The following is a 20,351-nucleotide window of genomic DNA, read 5'->3' on the forward strand; positions in this document are numbered from 1 at the left end:
TAATGTCATCGTCATCAAAGCGCAACTCGTGACCTGAGCGTGAGATAAGGCGGTTATACCAATGGTTTTCACTGTTTACCACCGCCGGTTGGTCGTCGTTCATGTCAAAACCAAGGAGGTAGGCTTGCGATGGGTCGTTGTTTAAACAACCAATTAACACTTGGGTATTATCAATTAACGGAAAATGCCAGCCGGTGGCATGAGGTTGATTAGCACATGCATAATTCACTAACCTTCGTAAAGGTTTGGTGCTGGTTAAAGGTGCTTGAGCGCTTTGGTCAAAGCCTAATTTAGTGAAATATTCACCGGTGTCGGTGAGTGTGGCTGAAGCTGTTATTGACTCAACTTTCGCGGAAAACACCATAGGCAATGGTGCAAATTCTTCAAACGGTAATTTAAAAGGCTGACTACGCGGAATAGCACTCACCACACAGTAATATTTACTTAAGCCGTCTTGGCTGGTTTCATCGGATGGTTGTTGGCAAAAATGTTCAACGTTAATACATAAATAATCACCACTGGCATTAATGCCTGAGGTATCGTGCAGCGAAAAAGAGCAGCCTGCAAATATATCGGGCACGTTACCTGTTAAGGTAATCACTTGCTCAAAAATATTGAGTGCTTGGCTTTGGTGCTGCGCTACAGTACTGGCAGCATCGGCGGTTAACGATACTGGCTGTGCATAATTATGAGCGGTAAGGTCTTCTCCTTCAAGGCGATAGTCAGCCGATATCGCGCTGGCAAGCCCTTGTGAAACTTGCGTGGTGTATTGGCATTGGGTAAAACCGACAAAACCTTGGGCGGCAATATCACTTACTGATTGGCTTGGTACTATGTCGGCACTAAAGCCTGAGCCATGATGAACTTGTAATAAGCCTCGTTCAAGATAAGGGCTTGATGAGTTGTTGTCGCTAATGACAATACCCGCATCGTCACCGACTGAGTCAAACCAATAAAACAAACCGTATTGACGCAGTAGACGATTAAAAAATGCTGCGTTTGACTCCATTGCTTGTACGCATTGGCTTAAATGTGGCGGTGGCGTGGCGAGGGTAAAAGATACTTGGCCTTCGTGATAACCCGCATCGCTTAGTAGTTTGACTAATAAGTCCGTTAAGTTAACGTCAATAAAAATACGCGAGTGTTGCTGTTGGTCAAGCAGGGCTAGTCGTGGCCCTAGGGTAAGTTGGTAACGTCTTTTTAAGCTATCGCGCTGGGCCAAATTTGCGCCAATAAGCCCTTTGTCTTCAATGGCAAGTAGAGTTAGGTTTAACGGGCGAGCATAACCATCGCTGGCAATGAAATTTAAGCAAGCGGGTTGGCCCAAACCTTGTTGTAGAGTTGTTATGTCGAGCGTATCAACAATTACCGTATAGTGAGACTTTTCACTTAAAGTATCGCTGCCTTGTAAATAATTTGCAGCATAGACGGTGTTTGCACAAGTGACTAATAAACGCGGGGTGGCCAAATCGTCATCCTTAACGAAAAATTCAAAATAAAATCCTGTAGCGCATGGTAACTAAATTATCAAGCAGTGCAACCTGTTTTTAAATTTTGTTCTATTTTGGCTAACTGTTCAATATTGTATATTTTATTTTAATTCTTTTAAAATCAATTGACTACCGGGGGAACATTTTAATGAGATAAATTTTCATTTGACATGCCAATAAAAACGGCTATCATGCCGAAGCAAATCAAGGATGAATATTGTGCCGCTTGGTCGCATAACTGATTAAAAGCACAGCAACAGTTACTACTTATTTATTAGTTTAGGTAAGTTGGTTAACTATTAGCATTAATTTAAGGATGAATACAGCATATGGACTTTGCTCAACATAATGTGAACCCATCACAACAATTAAGTGATCATTCTTCAGTAAATTCATCAGCAGAATCGCCTACTCAAAACGCTTTTAAACAATGCTTTATTTCTTCTGTTTGGACGCAAAGCCGCTTAGTTTCTTCGTTATTAGACCAAGTTGGTTTAGCTTATCACCGTGTATTTAGCAGCCAAACGTTAGAATTGTTTTTGGTGCTCATTAATACCGAACTTGCTGATTGTTGTTCATTTGAACACTATAGCGTTGACGACTTCTCCTTGCTTAATAACGACTTATTATCAGTACAATCTAAATTGATCTCTTCTATGGATCTCTTTGTTGTTGAAGCATTTAACAATACTCAAAAACAGAAGTCGAATACCAGCATTTTCAATAAGTTATTAGGCAAACACAATGACTGGAAATCTTGTGCTAAGTCACGATTTGAACAAGTTATCTGCCCAATTCTAGAACAAAAATTAATCAATAAAATCCCATAATAAAATAACTAGGTAGTATCATGAAATCAGTAAAATTATTTGCAACACTTTGTTTTGTTTGTTTTTTAACAGCTTGTTCTTCAACCCAAGTCAAACTTGATGTATCAGCAACTGACAATTTAAATTTAAATGAATTTGATGAAGCACTACCTGTGGTATTGCGTATATACCAATTAACCGATGTGCAAGGTTTTAAAAGCGCAACATTTGAAGAGCTATGGAAATCAGACAAGTCAGTTTTAGCTAATTCATTGATCACAGTAGCAGAGCGAACGGTTAACCCATCAGATAAGCTGAGTATTGATTTTGAGCAAGCTGAAGAAGCTAAGTATGTTGCAGTTTTAGCGTTATTTAGAGACCGCTCAGATGAAAATTGGCGTGTGTATCATGAGCTTGATTCAGGAACGGTACAGTTATCTACGTCGTTAGATGTATTACTTACCAGTAATGCTATTTCATTGCCGAATGTAAAAAAAGAAACTGAATAATGTCACTGTCTGCAAATAAAAAGCCTATTTGGGCTGAAGGGGTTTTGCTGGGTCAACAGCACCTACAATTATTTGATGAATATCAAGAGTATGTTCAAGCAAAACGACAATTTATTCAGTCACCCATTGCGTATGGCTTTAAACGTATCTCTATTGACTCAACTGCACTCGCTCGTGGTTTACTTGATATATTGCAGCTTGATTTTGTTTTAGAGAATGGCCGCTATATTGAGTTTAGTCGTACTCTAAATCATGAATTAACGCTGACGCTTCCACAAAATCAAGCGGTGATTACTATTTATGTCGGGATTGCTTCTAATAATGCCAGCTCAGGTATTAGTGGTTATAACAACACTGGGCAATTATCAGCATTTGAAGCCGATTATATAGAGGTCAATGATCAACATGATGCTTCACGTACTCGTGAAATAATGATCGCTCAACCTAAGTTAATGCTTTTTACCGACGCAGACATTCAAACCTATTTTGATGTTTTACCTTTATTTCAAATTGAACGTGGCGCAGATGGTCACTTTGCGTTGAATGAAAAATTTATTCCTCCTTTATTAGATATTAGTGCGTCTGGGTATTTAAACGAGTTACTCAATCGTACAAATAACTTGGTTAACGCTAAAGCTAATGTTTTATTAAATAGACGAAAAGGTTTAGGAGCGGTTACTGACTTTGGGCCAAATGAAATGAATAGCTTTTTATTGCTCAGTGGCATGCTACCTAGCGCTAAAATGTTATCGCATTTAAAGCAAATGGTTAATGTTCACCCCGAGCGCTTATATAGCGAGTTTACGCAATTGTTAAGTCGTATTTCATTATTTGAGCATAGTCAGCTAATAGAGTCTTTACCGTCATATCAACATAAAAATTTAACGGAAGTTTTTGCTCAGTTTGAGCAAATGATTACACAGTTACTCGATGGTGTTGTACCTAAAAAAATGTCAGGGCTTCGACTTGAAAAGCTCTCTGATGCACTTTATCAAATTGCTACTATTGACTCTGCTCAGTTGGCCAATAACGATTTTTATTTAGCGGTATATTTTGAGTCTTCTGACAGTAAATGGATTGATACATTTGGCGAGCAAGTGAAAATAGGCTCTGCTGATAAAATTGATATTATTGTTACGTCAGCACTTAATGGTCTATCGGTTAGCCACTGCCAGCGTACGCCAAATAAATTAGCGGTAAAAAGTGGCTATGAGTACTTTCGTTTAGAGTCTCATGGTCATATTTGGCAACAGATTGTTGAAGAGCAAAGTTTGGCAGTATTTGTGCCTTATAGTTTGCAACAAGCCAGTATAGAAATTGTGATTGTTGATAAAAATTAAGCTTGCTTTTAAAGCATGGATATAAGTTAGAGAAATATTTGATGGATTCTACAGAAAAAACTCCCGATCTTCTTGCCTGTATTGCCCCGGTAATACATGCATTAATGCCATTAAAAATACATAGCGATGTGAGCAAAATCTCTGATAATTTTCGCGAAGAAATTATTGAGTGTTTTGATCAATTTGAGCGCAAGTGTTATGAAAATCAGATAACCACATCACAAATGCAAGAGGCTAAGTTTGCGTTAACGGCTACTTGTGATGAGTTAGTGATGAGCTCAGGTGCCAGTTTTAAAATGAGCTGGATGAGCAGACCATTACAATTAGAGTTTTATGGCAATAACCGTGCAGGTGAAGAATTTTTTGAGCGTATGGAAAAGCTACGCATGGGTAGTGAAAATAAACTTAAAGTCTTAGAGGTTTATTATATTTGCTTGCAACTGGGTTTTGAAGGCACTTATAAGGTTAAAGGGCTTGAACAATTAAAAGCCCTAATTGTTGATATACGAGCACAGTTAGAAGACTCAACAGAGGTTGTTAATACGCAACTCTCTACTTATGGAACGCCAAGTGAAGGTTTTGTAATGAAGGTGGGTAGGAACCTACCTTATTGGGTTATTTTTAGCATTTGCTTTAGTGTGATTATGTTTCTATATATGGGCTTTCATTATGTGATCAGTAAAGATGCAAAGAGTAGCAACCAAGTAATTGAAACAAAATTAGCTGTATTACAGCAACTTAACAAACCAGAAGATAATGGAGAAAGTGAATAACATGGCAGGACGCAATACAAGTGGCCTAGTACACTTTTTACTTGGTTTAGCATCTTCAAGAGCCGCAGGGCAATTTATTGGCTTTATTGCTGTATTAAGCATTGTATGGTTTGCTGGCCATTTAGTGGGGTTAGATACGGTAGATAAAAAAATAATGGCAATGCTTGCGGTATTTGCTGCATTTGTTATTTTTTTAATCGCTCGTTGGTTATGGACTAAGCGTTCAGGTGATAAGCTTGTTGCTGAATTGGCCACACATAATGCAGGTTCACAAGCTGAAATAGAAGAAATACAAACTAAAATGACTGATGTACTTCAGTCATTAAAAACATCACATTTAGGCGCAGGGCACCGTGGTAATGCAGCGTTATATGCACTGCCTTGGTATATGATTATTGGTCCGTCGGCAACTGGAAAAAGTACACTGTTTGCTAATTCTGGCTTGCATTTTCCTTATGCTAATTCTAATGAACTTCATGTTCAGGGCTTTGGTGGCACACGAAATTGTGATTGGTGGTTCTCAGATCAAGCGGTTTTAATTGATACTGCAGGACGTTACACCACCGAATCATCAGATAATAAAGAGTGGCTATCGTTTTTAGGCTTATTAAAAAAACACCGTCCTAAATTACCCGTTAATGGGGTAATTGTTGCTATTAGTGTTGCCGATATTCTAACAGGTGATAGTGAGAGTATTCGCCAACATGTGAAAATGGTGCGCGAGCGTATTCAAGAACTCATTAATGAATTAGGGGTTATTTTTCCTGTTCATATTACGTTTACTAAAGCAGATTTAATTAGTGGTTTTGAACCTTTCTTTGCTGACTTGTCAGAGAAAGAAAGGGAGCAGGTGTGGGGTGCGTATTTACTGGATGAAAGTGAAGATCAAAGTCAAGATCCCGCTGAGTTATTTGAAGAGCGTATGGAGTTATTATACGAGCGTTTATGTGAACAGCGCTTAGGCAAACTCGCTCGAGAAAGAAACTTACATCGCAAGGCGCTTATTGTAGACTTTCCAAATCAGTTTAAAGCTGCCTCAATTAAATTAACAGAGTTTGTTAACTTACTCTTTAAAGCTAATCCTTATCAAGAAGTTCCTTGGTTTGCAGGTGTTTATTTTACATCGGGTACGCAAGAAGGCACGCCAGTTGAACGTATTTTGTCAGGCGTTAGAGAGCAATTTTGCTCGGTTGCTATTGAACAAAATCAAGAAACGATAACTAAAAGTTACTTCATTAATCGTTTTTTTAATGATGTTGTTTTTAAGCTGCAAGATCTAACTCGAGGCAACCGTCGCGAACGTAAAATACAACGCTGGTTAAAAGGCTTATCGGTTTCGGCTACATTAGCGAGTATTGCCGGTGCAGTGGCGTTATTGATGACGTCCTATACCATGAACTCTTTGTTAATTTCTTCAGGTCAAGAGAAGGTTGATACCTTAGTTGAATTAGCGGTAAATACTGATGAGCCGGCTGACCGAATTCAAGCGTTTATTGATGTTTTTGATCATCAGCAACAGTTATTAGCTTTTGAAGAAGAGCTACCATGGCGCTTTGTTTTAGGCATATATGAAGGTGATGAAACCCTTGATGCTGTTACCTCTGTTTTATTGCAAGAAATGGAAGCCTTAATCTCACAGCCTATTCAGCGTTCAGTAAATCAGCAGCTACTGCAATTAAGTGCTAAATGGGAAGATGCTGAAGACATGGATAGAAAAAATGAGCTAAGACAAGAGTATTACAGCTTATTAAAGTTACAGCTTATGTTTTCATTACACCCTGACAAAATGGATAAAACATTTGCTATTGCGGAGCTAAAAAAGCATTGGCAACCTATTTTAGGGTTTGAATTGGCGCAAGAAGAATTTCAAGACTTTTCTAGTAAAATAGATCTTATTTTAGCAGCCTATATAGAGCACTTAGGTACAGATATTGATAATGCTGGTCGTATTGCTTATTGGGTAAGTGATGAGGCAATGGTTAATCTTGCTCGTTTACAGCTTGATACTCAACCAGAGCCTGAGCCGCTATATAGACAAATTATTGCCAGTAAAGCCGCTAAGAAAAAGGCCACGTCATTAAAAACCTTACTGAATAATAAAAATGAAAAGCTATTTGTAGGCGACTATCAAATTCCATATGCGTTCACCAGAAAAGGTTGGCAAGAATATTTTCATGCTGAAATGAAACGTGTTGTTACGGTTGTTAGTTCTGGTGATTGGACTATGGGAACGGCTAATGAACACGGTGAAAACCTAGTTGATAGCGCCAAAGCAACGGTATTAGAAAAAGCAATACGTTCATTATATTTTAAAGACTATGCTAACCATTGGCTTGCGTTACTTGAGTCGGCAAAGGTTAAATCCTTTAGTGGCTTGGCTGATACCAGTATTTCAATGGGTACATTGAGTTCACTTGAAGGGCCTTTTGCCGAATTAATGTTAAACATAAATAAAAACATTAATTTAAGTGATAATCCTAGTTCAGCCTTAGACTCAGTATCGCTTGATGTTAAATTGCTTGCTGAGCAAAGTAATGTTGATATCTCAAAAAATATTATGAAGCGTGTGCCTGAATTAGAAGGACGCTTAGCTGACTTAAGGCGCTTTACCAATACGAAAGAGCAAGGTCAAGTCAGTGACTTTTTACAACAATATATCAGCATATTAAGTACGGTACATAGTGATGTAAAAACCTTGATGAGTAGTAATGAGTCTGACGCCCAAGTGATGGAGTTTGCACAAGACTTGCTCAGTGGAGAAGACTCTGACAGTGGCTTACAAGGGTCTTGGATCGTTGTTGAAAGTCAGCTTAGAGCATTAGACCCTATTGCTAAACAATCATTAGAAGGGTTATTTAAAAGTCCTTTACGCTCTACATTCCAGGCTATTGCAACCGTTTCTCGTCGCCAGCTAGATGAAGAATGGCAAGAGCAAGTGTTTACATTATACGAAGAAGGGATTAGAGGAAAGTTCCCATTCCACTCTAAAGGACCAGATGCCGCTGTTGCCGATGTTTCTGAATTGCTGAATGCGCGTTCGGGTATTTTATGGAAATTTGTTGAAGAACAATTAGACCCGTTTTTGAAAAAACGTAAAGGTAAGTGGGAAGAGCGTACTTGGAATAACATGGGCATAGGCTTTAGTAAGAAGTTTTTAGCTGGTCTTCACAAAGCCAATGGCGTTACTCGCTCATTATTTTCTAAAGGTAGTGATACGTCACAATTTCAGTTTCAAGTATTGCCTGTACCGCAACAAGGTATTCGTGAAACTTACTTAGGTTTTAGCGAGCAGTCTTATCGTTATAGAAATGAACCTGAAGAGTGGCGTAAGTTTAGCTGGCCGGGTAAAGGGACTACCGAAGCTGCGCGTATTTATGCGATTGACCGTCAAGGTAATAAAGTAAGCATTGAGCGAACAGGTCCTTGGGCATTGTTAAGAGTATTAAGTGTTGCCAATATAAAATGGATCCGAGGAACAGAGTATGCTGTTAATTGGTCTCTTGAAGAGCAAGATGAAAGCACTGAAATAAAGTTGTCAGCAAAGTTTATGCTTAAGTCTGGGCGTAGTAATGGTATTTTTAATAAAAGCACCATGACGTCATTTAGCTTACCTAAAACCCTTTTTGTAGCACCTACAAAAAGTGTGAAAACACTTGCTAGGTTAAATTAAGGATGCACCATGTTTAGTTTATTTAAGCGTAACAAAGTTAGCGCACCAGCAGTGTTGCGTAAGAATGAATATGGTTATTTGGGTAAAACGGCATTTAAACCCGACTTTCTAAAATTTCAAGTAAACTCGAGGGAGTCGATAGCGCTTGACCATTGGATAAAAGAAGGCTTTTCTTATGCCTCTCGTAACTCTTTACAGCAAAAAGGTACTGATACTAGTTTTGGGTTAACTAACTTGTTTTTTATGGCCGGTAATGAAAGTGAAGCTAACTTAGTGGGCGTTATTAAACCTAGTATTGACAGCAGTGGTCGTCACTATCCGTTTGTAAGCTTTGTTAACTCGGGTCAAGAGTTATATCGATTGCATCCTGCAGCTTTATTTTTACATGAGAGCAATGATTTCAATCATTTATATCAGCTTGTTGATGAAGTTTTTTCTGCTACCTCTGATGAAGCAATGCAAAAGCAAGCCAGTAAGTTAGATCATATTGTTTATGCTTTGAAACAGCCCGCTAGAATCAATCAGCTATTAGATAAATTTAGGCATATACCAATGGAAACATTATGGAATGCTGTAGGTATAGCAGATGTAGATGTTCGAGCCTTACTGATTCATGAGTCATCATTAACGCTTAACTCTATAGCTAATCGAGGGTGTTTACGTAGTCAGCAAGGTTTGCGTTTTCCAATGCCCTGTCTAGGGGATAGTTTTGAGTTGGTTGCCGCTTTTTGGCTGCATTTAGTTACGGTAGTTGTTGCAGATCACAACTGGCGTCCTTGGGTTTTTTATCAAATAGGGAGCTGCGGTAGTGCAGCTAGCTTAACGATATTTACTACACCAATGCCACCATCTTATTTTGATAGTATTTGGTCTGCTTCATCGATAAACAATAATATTATTGATCTTCAGGCGCTGAATGCCACAGAGCCCTTATCAGAAGCGTCATTATCATTAGCGAAAATGAATAATGTTAGTATGTATGATGCTTTGCGTCGTTGGTGTAAAGCGTAGTTATGATAGAACATTATACACACGATAACTGGCAAGCCTGGTTAGATAATATTTCTACTCCGTTCACCGAGGTTATCTGCGGTGAAGACTTAAAGTATGAAGAAGATTTTAAGTTTTTAAAGTCGAGCTTTTCAGGCGTTAATGAACTCGATTGTAAAAAAATTTTTATTACGAGCACTCAATTGCTTAGCGATAAATCAAAAGACTTACGTATTGCGAGTTATGTGTTATTTGCAGCAGCAAGTGATTATGGTGTTGAAGGGTTAGTGAATGGTTTTGCTCTTATTAATGGCTTTGTTACAGACTTTTGGGATGACTTACATCCAATAAAAGATAAAGCACGTAAAGCTGTACATGTATGGTTACTTGGTCAGCAAAGCCGCATTATTGCATTAGTGGAGCAGAAAAATAACTTTGAGCCAGAACGTATTGTTGAATTACAAAAGCAATTAGCTATTTATAGTACAGAAACCCTAAAGAAAGTAGATGAAAATGCAGGCCCCTTATCTGAGTTTGTGCAATGGGCTGAAAAACTGAATAAAAAATATCCAGTTGAAATTGAGAAAGCTGTGGTGGAAAAAACTAATACCTCAGCAGAGCCTCAAGCAGCTAAAGTTGTTGAAAATACGGGGCATGCTAATACTAGCGAGCGATCAATCAAGAGTGCACCCATAATAAATGTTATTGATTCTGACAACCAATTCAATGAGGCTTTACGGAAACTATTAGCATTTGATAAAGAAAAGCAAAATTTATCACGCTTTATCGCTTTATCAAGAGCAGCTCGGTGGTCAGATATGAAATTACCCCCTAACGAGCAAGGAAGAACACGTATACCTGCACCAAGAAATACGGCGTTTACCCCAATAGTTAATGCACTTGCCAATGAAGATTTCTTGTCTGCATTGTTACTTGGAGAAGCGCTGTTTATGGAAGGTGCAATGCATTTTAATTTAGATTTACAAATAATGCAGCTGAGTGCTTTAAAGGGGTTAGGGAAGAATACTATTACGCAGCAATTAGAGTTTTCTTTATATCAGCTAAGTGTACGCTTTCCACAGTTAAGCCAATTAACATACGATGATGGCAGCGCATTATGTAGTGCTAAAGCAAAAGATGTTATTGCTGATATTAGCGCGCAGTTTACCCAATCAACGACAGTAGGTAACCCTAATGATGAAGCGTTTGAAGCAGCAGAAGTATTAGCTAAAACGCAAGTAGAACAAGGTAAGTTAGAGGTTGCGTTAACAACCGTGAGTACTTTAGTAACACGCAATGCTTATGAACGCGCGCAGGTATTGCTAATAAAAGCTAAATTATGCTTACTCGCAGAGCGTTATGACTTTGCTGGTCCAATGCTTTTAGAGTTGGTTGAGAGCATTGAAAAGCAACAACTCGACCAATGGCAACCTGCATTGGCTATGCAAGTGTGGCGAAATGCCGTGTTATGTTTCGACACGTTAGCAGCAAGTGGTGAAGTTGACCTAGCTGAGCGTAGTAAAATTCTGAAAGGAAAAATGATTTTAACTCAGCCTGAAGTTGCTTTAGGTTGGATTTAATTAGCCCAAGTTATTGGGAACGTGCCTAGGATGCACCTAGGTTAATTTAATAGTTCGCGCTATTTGCGCGTTGGATAACATTGAAATAATAAAGGGAAAGTTATGTCTGATACATTTCAAAAAGAAATTCCGAGAGCTCGCGTAAATATATCTCTAGAGCTTGAAACCAATGGAGCATCAAGCTCTAAAGAGTTGCCACTAAAAATGTTGGTAATGGGTGACTATTCTAATGGTAAAAACCAAGAAGAGTTAGCTGAGCGAGAACGGGTATCTATTAATAAAAACAACATAAATCAAGTTCTTAAAAATACAGCGCCTCAAGCTAAGTTTAATGTAGACAATAAAATCACTGGTGATGGCTCTATTGGTATTGATTTAACATTTGATTCATTTAAATCATTTGATCCTGAGCAAGTAGCAGCGCAAATTCCAGAGCTTAATAAAATGATAGCGATGCGTAATTTGCTTAAAGACTTGAAATCAAACTTGCTTGATAACTCATCATTACGCAAAGAGCTTGAGCGTGTATTACAAAACAAACCAGAGCTTGAAGAGTTAAAAGCAAAATTAGAAGCCATAGCACCGTTGGCAGAAGCCCAAGCGGCAGAATAGAGGGATTTAGTTATGTCAATGCAAGAACAATTAAATGTAGCAGCAACTGTTGAAGAAACGGTTGCTAAAAGTACCTATGAAAACATCTGTGGCTTGGTTGATATTGCGCCAGTAGCTGACCAGGTGTCTATTGAGTCATTTCGCGATGCAAATAGCCTAGCTGAAACTAAAGCTGACGAGCGATTAACAGCCGCACTAAGCGTATTTTTAGATATGGCAAGTAACTCTAATGTTACTCGTATCGATAAAGGCTTACTTGATAATTATGTCTCGAAAATAGACAATATTATTTCAGAGCAACTCGATGAAATTTTGCATAATGAAGAGTTTCAACGAATCGAGTCAGCATGGCGCTCATTACAATATATTATTAACCGTACGCCAAATAGCTCAAATATTAAAATTGAGCTACTTGATGTTGATAAAGAAACCTTACGTGATGACTTTGATGAAGCACCTGATACCACACAGTCAGCGCTTTACAAGCATGTTTATACTGCAGAATATGATACCCCAGGTGGCGAGCCATATTCGAATATCATTTCTAATTTTGAGTTTGACTGTAGTGCGCCCGATGTGAGTTTACTACAAGAAATTTCTCGCGTGTCTTCTGCAGCACATTGTCCATTTTTAGGTAGTGTTGGGGCTAAGTTTTTCTTGAAAGACTCATTAGAAGATGTCGCTAAAATTCAAGATCTTAATTCTTACATGGACCGAGCAGAGTTTTTACGTTGGAAAAACTTTAGAAATACCGAAGACTCACGTTATATTGGTCTGTCATTTCCACGTTACTTACAGCGCTTACCTTATGGTGAAGGTAATCCAGTGCGTAACTTCAATTATAAAGAAGATGTTACGGGTGAAAATGATGACAAATACCTATGGGGTAATGCGTCATTTACGTTTGCGGCCAATATCATTCAAAGCTTTCATAAAAATGGCTGGGCTGTAAATATTCGTGGTCCACAATCAGGTGGTAAAGTTGAAAGCTTACCGATGCATTCGTTTGAAGCCGGTAACGGATTTGAAACTAAAATTCCAACAGAAGTTATTATTTCAGAAACTAAAGAGTTGGAGTTTGCAACGCAAGGTTTCATTCCGTTAAGCTATTATCAAAACTCTGATTTTGCTTGTTTTTTCTCTGCTAACAGCACGCAAAGACCAACAGAGTTCGATACTAACGAAGCAACCGCTAATGCCCGTATTAATTCACGTTTACCTTATATTTTCTTAGTATCGCGTATCGCGCATTATATGAAGGTATTACAACGTGAAAATATTGGTTCAAGTAAGCCGCGCCATGAATTAGAGCAGCAGCTTAATGACTGGTTAGGTTCATTGGTTACCAAAATGAACAACCCAGATGAAGAGTTAATTGCTACTCACCCATTGAAAGACGCCAGTGTAACTGTCTCTGAAATACCAGGCAACCCAGGTTATTACCGCGTTAATACCTATATTGTGCCGCATTTCCAAGTAGAAGGCGTTGATGTACGTTTAGCCTTGGTAGGACAAATGCCAGGAGAAAAGTAATAAGCAGAGCCTATAGGAAGTTAAGTTAATGAAACAGAGTAGCTGTTTATTAATCGTTGTTTTATTGATGATTGGCGTATTTTGTCAAGTGTCTGCAAAAGGTGTGGAGGCAACTCGCGGTAAGTATCAATTTGCAGAACAACTTAACCAAGCTATAGGTGAAAATGTAAATTTAGTGTTGAAAAATGAACAGGTTATTTCTGGCAATGTTAAAGAAGTTCGCGAAAATAGTGTGTTGTTAGTTTTGAAAGATAAATCACTCAGGCAAGCAAGTATTTATTTTGAGGACGTAAAGTTAGTCATTGTTAGATAGCGTAATTTCCCTGAGCTGGTTGCAGCCAGCTCAGGGGATGTTCCCCTTGGCATAAGGCACTGGGCTTTTTGGGGCACCTCCGTAGGATAGCATTTTATTTTACAGAGGTGTATGCCATCAATTAGGAAATTTAGTTAATTTAAAGGAGATATACCCAATGGCAATTCCTGCTTATATGTGGTTGAAAGATGACCAAGCAAATGATATCCAAGGTTCAGTAACTGTTGCAGAACGTGAAGGTTCTATTGAAATTTTACATTTTGATCACGAGTTACGTATTCCAATCGATAACGATACAGGTGAACTAACAGGTACTCGTAAACATGAACCTTTTGTTATTACAAAAGCAGTTGATGCTTCTACGCCATACCTATACAAAGCTTGTGCTAATGGTCAAACACTTAAGCAACTTGAGCTTAAGTGGTACCGCATTGATGACACGGGTACTGAAAGAGAGTACTTCTGTCAAAAATTGGAAGATGTAAAAATCACGTCAATTGCACCAACAATGCATAACGTTAAAGATTTAGATAAAGAGCGTTACCCGCATCTTGAAACTGTTTCATTACGTTATAAAAAAATCACATGGACATACCTTGATGGCAACATTGAGTTCACTGATTCATGGACTGAAGGTCGTTAATATTAGTTAACGCTGGTACCGCTTTTTAAGCGGTACCTTTTCTGAATTTTTACTTTATTGGGTAATATCATTGTTATGGCCTTATTTGATAAATTAGCTAAGCCGGTTCGTTATCAGTCAGTAGAGGCTGAGCAACGAGAAGAAGTAGACAATGTTTGTTTACATTTAAACTCATTACTTAACTCTCGCCGTGGCGTGCTCGCTCATATGAGTGATTATGGTTTACCTGATGTCGAAAATATTTATGAAGGCTTACCTTACTCCCAGCAAACCTTAGCGTTTGAAGTGAAAAAATTAATTGAAAAGTACGAGCCCCGTGTTCGCCATGTCAATGTATTAGCGAAGGACATTAATCAAAACGATTGCGTTATTAATTTAGATATTCAGGTTTTTTTAGTGAGTGGTTTATCGTTGCAATTTAGCACTAAGTTTGCATCAGGTGGTAAAGCTGACGTGTTTAGGAAATCAGCTTTAAACGACCAATAAACTATTGACTAAAGATTTACAGATTAGATAGTAATAAACTTAACAAGGAAGATGTGTGCAACAATATTTTGATGCTCAAATGCGACTATTAACTCAAGCGGGAAAGCAGTTTGCGGAGCATTATCCAGAACATGCAGGGCAGCTTAATATAGACTCGATTAAAGAACGAGATCCGCATGTAGAGCGTTTGCTTGAAGGGGTTGCCTACCTTAATGCTAATATTCAAAAAAGGTTAGACGAATCGCTTCCTGAAGTATCAGAGCAAGTGCTTAGGCAGTTGTGCCCAGCGTTGTTAAATTTTTACCCGTCAACCACTGTTTTTCAGTTTACACCCAAATATACGATGCAAGAATCGTTGTTGGTAGAGAAAGGTTTAGAGATCACCACTGAGCATGCTATTGAACATGTAAAGTGCAAGTTTACCACTTGTCATGATATTAATGTGATGCCCTTAGAAATTGTTGCCGCGCAAAGCCATGATACTTTTGAAGGCTCTGAATTACGTTTTACTGTAAAGTGGATTTGTCAGGGCGAAAAAGAAAGTTATGACTTAAGTAAACTGCGCCTTTATTTAGATGGCGATACACCACTGGTTAGTGGCTTATACCATTTACTATTGAGTGCTAGTGAAGCTATTTCCATTGATTTTGGTGACATTAATAAACAGTTTAATAGAAAACTACCTAAAGCTAAAGTTTTACCGGCTAATTTAAACCAGGGTAGCGCTTTATTGCCAAATGCATCAACAAGTCATCCTGGCTATGCGTTATTGCATGATTATTTTAATGGTAAAGAGCGTTTTAATTTTATCGACATAGATTTTAATAGCCAATTTGAGTTGCCAGAGCGTTGTGATAGCTTTGATATAGTTATTAAGTCAGTCATTAAGCTACCACCTGGCCATAAACTCAGCGCAGCTAATATGAAACTTAATTGTGTTGTTGGTATTAATTTATTTGCACAAGATGCTGAGCCAGTAAGATTAGAATTAAATCAAACAGAATATATGGTGGTGCCCGATCGCGATAAACGCAATAGCATTTTTACTTATTCCGTTAATAGTGTCGAAGGACGAGAGAGGCTAACATCACAAGCTTACGAATATACACCACGTTATCACAGTATTTTTGGTGACGAACAGCGTTTATATACCTTAACAATCAAAGATATTGGTGATGCTGTACCAGTACATTATGTTTCGTTACCAATAGAGCAAAACAGTATCGATGAAACAGTATCGCTAGAGCTAACCGCATACAATGGTCGTTGGCCTAAGCAAACGATAAGAGAGGGGCAGCTTAACCAAGGTGGTAAGAGTATGCCCTCTTTATTAAAGGTACGTAATATTGCTCGCCCCTCTAATTACACAGAATGCCCCAATAATTCTCAACACTGGCAACTCATTAGCTTATTAAACTTAAAGTTTTCGTCGCTAGCTGATGCTAATGAGCTAAAACGTTTGCTGGCATTATTTGATTGGTCAACCCGTGCAGAAAATAAAAGGCGAATAGAGTCAATTATTGAGGTACGCAGTAATAAAGTAAACCAAATAAAACGCGGCATCTTTGTGCAAGGTGCAGAGCTTCATATTAGTCTTGATGAAAGTAAATTTGCTTGTCAATCAGATGTCTACCACTTTGCCTCAGTGTTACATCAATTTTTTATTATGTATGCGCCTATCAATCAAAGCATGCAGACACGTATAGAATGTATCCCGAGTTACCAGGAATTTGTCTGGGAAATAGAGCCTGGGCAGAGTGCGCACATTTAATGAAATCACAACATCCTAGCTGGAGTAAGCTCTCAGATAATTTACAAAAACTTCAAGCACAGCCATGGAAATTTGGCCTGTTTAAAGCGCTTCGCCTGCTTGAAACAGAATGGGCAGAGCAAGATGAAATGAAGTTAGGTGTAAGTAGCCGAGTGCTTATTACACCCAATAAAGAGTTAGGCTTTCCCGTCTCAGACATTAAAAAAGGTACGCTCTTAAAACAAGGTCGTGGTGTTTTTCATGTGCAATCTAATTACTCAGGATTGTACGGCGCAGACTCAACTATGCCGCATTATTTGCTAGAGCAAGCAGCAAGCGATGAAGAGTCAGGTGCCAGAACACGTGCGTTTCTAGATATGTTTAATCACCTTTACTATTGCTTGTTATATCAATCGTGGAAAAAGACACAATTAACAATAGAAGGCATTGGCTCTGAGCAATTTGAACAAGTATTGAATGGCATATTATCAGGGAGAAGAAATACCGCTACGAGTGCAGGTGTTACTGTGCTTAAAGTATCAAGCGCTTGTGGTATGGCCAAATTACTCAATGATGAGTTTTATAGCGAACAAATTAGAATAGATGACTCTAGCCCTCATTGGCAGCCAATTGGTACTAGCTCAAGCCTTGGTAATAGTGATACCTCGATATTAGGGGAGTCTTTAATATTAGGTGACAATGCTTTGGTTTCGGGAGGAAAAGTTACGATTGAACTTGGAAAAATGCCAGCAGATACCGCGAATAGTTTTTTCCCTGGCGGTAAAAATGGCTTCCAGTTACAGCGCTTGGTTGACTCGCAACTACCAACAGATCTACCTTGGGAATGTACTATGTATGTCGATCACGACTACAAAGCGAGCCAATTATTAGGGGATGAGGCATTAGTACTTGGTATAAATAGTCATGTAGGTGAAGTATCAAAACTTATAGAGTTTAAAAAATTTAAAGACAGTCAATATAAACAACGAATGGCTCAACACACTTAAATCGCCATAAGGATAAAACAATGGATGTAAAAGGCATTAAACAACTTATTGATAAGTTAAATGGACATACTGCTGCGGCATTAGAAAATGCAGCAGGTTTTTCAAGTAGCAGAACTCACTATGAAGTATTGCCTGAGCATTTGCTAATAAAACTAATGGAAGAAGGCGCTAATGGTGACCTAGAGCGTGTTTTCCATTTTTTTGGTGTTGATCAAGATGAAATATGGCAAGCCTTGTTAGCTCACTTAACCACACAACCAGCGGGTAGTAAAAGTAAGCCCGTTTTTTCAAGACGTTTATATGAATGGTTAGAAAAAGCATGGCTAAGTAGCAACATGAATTATGGTGGCGACTGGATCACAGGTGTTGCATTAGTTGATGCCTTAGTTGATATAGCACCCTTTAGCCCCGTGCTGGCATTACCTGAATTGATGTCAAAAATTGATGTGCATTTTTTACGCGCTAATCAAGAAAAAATTTGTGCAGGTTCATGTGAGCGCTTAGCTACTAAACAACCTGAGTCAAATAATGGCAGCACTCAATCTTCTAGTGCGCAACAAACTGGCCAAGCCTTACAAGATTTTTGTGATGATCTTACTGGCAAAGCTGAACGTGGTGAAATTGACCCTGTATTAGGGCGTAATGATGAAATACGCATGATGGTTGATGTGCTGTGTCGTCGTCGAAAAAACAACCCGATTATGGTTGGTGAGCCTGGTGTGGGTAAAACCGCTGTTGTCGAAGGTATGGCGCAACGCATTATTGACGGACAAGTACCTGACGAGTTGAAAAACGTACGACTGCTAACTCTTGATATGGGGTTATTACAAGCAGGCGCTGGCGTTAAAGGTGAATTTGAACGTCGATTAAAGCAAGTGATTGATGAAGTAAAAGAGTCAGACATTCCTATTATCATGTTCATTGATGAAGCGCACACCTTAATTGGTGCTGGCGGTGATGCAGGCATGAGTGACGCCGCGAACTTACTTAAACCCGCATTAGCACGTGGAGAGTTACGTACTGTGGCCGCTACTACATGGTCGGAATATAAAAAATACTTTGAACGTGATGCGGCACTTGAGCGTCGTTTTCAGTTAATTAAAGTAGAAGAGCCATCAGAGCAAGCCGCAAAACTGATGCTTTCTGGCTTAAAAGCGAGTTATCAAAGTCACCATAATATTCAAATTACCGATGACGCTATTGAAGCCGCGGTTACCTTGTCAGCCCGTTATATTACCGGACGCTACTTACCCGATAAAGCGATAGATGTACTGGATACTGCGGCTGCGCGTGTACGTATGTCTAGTGCTACTGAACCCGCAGCTATTGAAGCAGAAATAGAACATCTTGCTTATTTAGAGCGAAGAATTGACAACTTGCAAACAGAAAAAACGCAAGGCATTAGTATAAAAAGTGGCTTAATTGAGCAACTGAACAGTGAACAAATAACATCAACTGAAACGCTTGCGCGTATGTTAGGTGACAGAGAAAGCCAAAAATCTACACTTAATATCATTAATGAATTAAAAACAGCACAAGCAAATGGCGAAAATATTAATGAGCAGTTATTGCAAATGCGCGAGCAATTAAAGCAGCAAAATGCCGAAGGCAATGGGCTTTTTTCTGAAGTTGATGCTGATGCCGTTGCTGAAATTATTGCTGAGTGGACCGGCATTCCAGCAGGCTCTATGGTTAAAGACGAAATAAGTACATTAATTTCTTTAGAAGACGCATTGAGCAATGTCGTTATTGGTCAAAACGATGGCTTAGCAAAACTTGCGCAATCATTACGCGTAAGCAAAGCCGGTGTAAGCGCCTCAGAAGGGCCATTAGGTGTATTTTTACTTGTCGGACCGTCAGGTATTGGTAAAACTGAAACGGCGAGAACACTCGCTAATGAAATGTTTGGCGGTGAAAAGTTTTTAACCACTATTAACATGAGTGAGTATCAAGAGTCACATACCGCGTCACAACTGAAAGGCTCACCACCAGGGTATGTTGGTTATGGTGAAGGTGGCGTACTAACCGAAGCGGTTAGACAAAGACCTTACTCGGTTGTTTTATTAGATGAAGTAGAAAAAGCACACCCTGATGTAATGAACCTCTTTTATCAAGTATTTGAACGTGGCTTTATGCGTGATGGCGAAGGGCGTGAAATAGACTTTAGAAATACTATTATTTTAATGACCTCAAATTTAGGCTCACAAACATTAATTGATCAATGCGAAGAGCCGCTTGTTGAAGAAACTTTAGATAGCGAAGTCGCGGAACCAACAGCGCTAACAGAAGTGGAACCTGACAGTGTGACAGAGTCTAACGTTGAGCTAAATAGCGATGCCAATAGCGATATCCATGATGAAGAAGGTGTTTGTGAATTATCACTCGCACAAGAAAGTGTATGGCAACGGCCAACGCTAGGTAGCCTAATTGAAACAATTAAACCTGAGCTATTGACCTTTTTTGCGCCTGCCTTGTTAGCCCGTATGCAAGTGATCCCTTTTTTACCATTAGACCATGACGCTTTAGGCTCAATTGTCGCTTTAAAACTAGAAGCGGTAGCAAAACGCTTAATGAGTAATCACCAAATGGAATTACGTGTTGACGGCGATGTGGTACGTTATATTACCTCTCAATGTCAAATGTCAGATTCAGGCGCTCGCATGGTTAATGCTATGATAGAGCAGCAAATACTACCAGGTATAGCGCGCTCAGTATTAGAGTTTATGGCGGAAGATGATATGCCAGATATTTTAACCTTAACACTTGATGATAATGGTAAAATAGAAGCTATATTTGCCGATTCCCCAGCAGAAACTGCGGTAGCTTAATTGCATCAAATAACTAAA

General features: G+C 38.9%; 16 protein-coding genes. 15 read left to right on the plus strand and 1 reads right to left on the minus strand.

The genetic code is table 11. The annotated features are described in order from the left end of the window. Positions 1-1,468, minus strand: a 1,468-nt coding sequence (locus ABD005_RS13000) for a contractile injection system protein, VgrG/Pvc8 family (RefSeq protein WP_343817921.1), incomplete at its 3' end; no start/stop codon positions are given. Between the two features lie 351 nt (positions 1,469-1,819). On the opposite strand from ABD005_RS13000, the gene ABD005_RS13005 reads away from it, so the two are divergent. The 15 genes from ABD005_RS13005 (at position 1,820) to tssH (ending at position 20,333) form a co-directional block, all read left to right on the plus strand. After that, positions 1,820-2,320 carry a hypothetical protein gene (locus ABD005_RS13005; protein WP_343817923.1) on the plus strand — a complete coding sequence of 167 codons (501 nt, stop codon included), beginning with the start codon at positions 1,820-1,822 and terminating at the stop codon, positions 2,318-2,320. A 20-nt stretch (positions 2,321-2,340) separates the two neighbouring features. Continuing rightward, positions 2,341-2,808, plus strand: a complete 468-nt coding sequence (gene tssJ / locus ABD005_RS13010; protein WP_343817925.1) for a type VI secretion system lipoprotein TssJ — start codon at positions 2,341-2,343, stop codon at positions 2,806-2,808. Beyond that, positions 2,808-4,148: a type VI secretion system baseplate subunit TssK gene (gene tssK, locus ABD005_RS13015; protein ID WP_343817926.1), complete on the plus strand. Its 1,341-nt coding sequence runs from the start codon at positions 2,808-2,810 to the stop codon at positions 4,146-4,148. The genes tssJ and tssK overlap by 1 nt, the downstream gene beginning before the upstream one ends. Before the next feature lie 41 nt (positions 4,149-4,189). Beyond that, positions 4,190-4,921 (plus strand): type IVB secretion system protein IcmH/DotU, encoded by a 732-nt coding sequence (gene icmH, locus ABD005_RS13020; RefSeq protein WP_343817927.1) that lies wholly within the window; start codon positions 4,190-4,192, stop codon positions 4,919-4,921. 1 nt (position 4,922) lies between these two features. After that, positions 4,923-8,591: a type VI secretion system membrane subunit TssM gene (gene tssM, locus ABD005_RS13025; protein WP_343817929.1), complete on the plus strand. Its 3,669-nt coding sequence runs from the start codon at positions 4,923-4,925 to the stop codon at positions 8,589-8,591. A 9-nt stretch (positions 8,592-8,600) separates the two neighbouring features. Next, positions 8,601-9,602, plus strand: coding sequence for a type VI secretion system-associated protein TagF (tagF, locus tag ABD005_RS13030; protein WP_343817930.1), 1,002 nt, complete (start codon positions 8,601-8,603; stop codon positions 9,600-9,602). Between the two features lie 2 nt (positions 9,603-9,604). Then, positions 9,605-11,161: a TssA family type VI secretion system protein gene (locus tag ABD005_RS13035; RefSeq protein ID WP_343817931.1), complete on the plus strand. Its 1,557-nt coding sequence runs from the start codon at positions 9,605-9,607 to the stop codon at positions 11,159-11,161. A 102-nt stretch (positions 11,162-11,263) separates the two neighbouring features. Continuing rightward, entirely contained in the window at positions 11,264-11,773 is a 510-nt protein-coding gene (gene tssB / locus ABD005_RS13040) for a type VI secretion system contractile sheath small subunit (protein ID WP_343817932.1), read from the plus strand. A gap of 12 nt (positions 11,774-11,785) precedes the next feature. Then, a complete protein-coding gene (gene tssC, locus ABD005_RS13045; protein WP_343817934.1) occupies positions 11,786-13,306 on the plus strand; it encodes a type VI secretion system contractile sheath large subunit in 1,521 nt (506 codons plus the stop codon). Positions 13,307-13,334: 28 nt separating this feature from the next. Continuing rightward, entirely contained in the window at positions 13,335-13,619 is a 285-nt protein-coding gene (locus tag ABD005_RS13050) for a hypothetical protein (RefSeq protein ID WP_343817935.1), read from the plus strand. A gap of 157 nt (positions 13,620-13,776) precedes the next feature. Further along, positions 13,777-14,262: an Hcp family type VI secretion system effector gene (locus tag ABD005_RS13055; protein WP_343817936.1), complete on the plus strand. Its 486-nt coding sequence runs from the start codon at positions 13,777-13,779 to the stop codon at positions 14,260-14,262. 75 nt (positions 14,263-14,337) lie between these two features. Beyond that, positions 14,338-14,748, plus strand: a complete 411-nt coding sequence (tssE, locus tag ABD005_RS13060) for a type VI secretion system baseplate subunit TssE (RefSeq protein WP_343817938.1) — start codon at positions 14,338-14,340, stop codon at positions 14,746-14,748. Positions 14,749-14,803: 55 nt separating this feature from the next. Next, positions 14,804-16,519, plus strand: a complete 1,716-nt coding sequence (gene tssF / locus ABD005_RS13065) for a type VI secretion system baseplate subunit TssF (protein ID WP_343817940.1) — start codon at positions 14,804-14,806, stop codon at positions 16,517-16,519. Then, a complete protein-coding gene (locus tag ABD005_RS13070; RefSeq protein ID WP_343817942.1) occupies positions 16,519-17,505 on the plus strand; it encodes a type VI secretion system baseplate subunit TssG in 987 nt (328 codons plus the stop codon). Before tssF ends, ABD005_RS13070 begins: the two co-directional genes overlap by 1 nt. Before the next feature lie 20 nt (positions 17,506-17,525). Then, positions 17,526-20,333, plus strand: coding sequence for a type VI secretion system ATPase TssH (tssH, locus tag ABD005_RS13075; protein WP_343817944.1), 2,808 nt, complete (start codon positions 17,526-17,528; stop codon positions 20,331-20,333). Positions 20,334-20,351: the final 18 nt, after the last annotated feature.

Source organism: Colwellia asteriadis, from assembly GCF_039523295.1.
Lineage (GTDB): Bacteria > Pseudomonadota > Gammaproteobacteria > Enterobacterales > Alteromonadaceae > Colwellia > Colwellia asteriadis.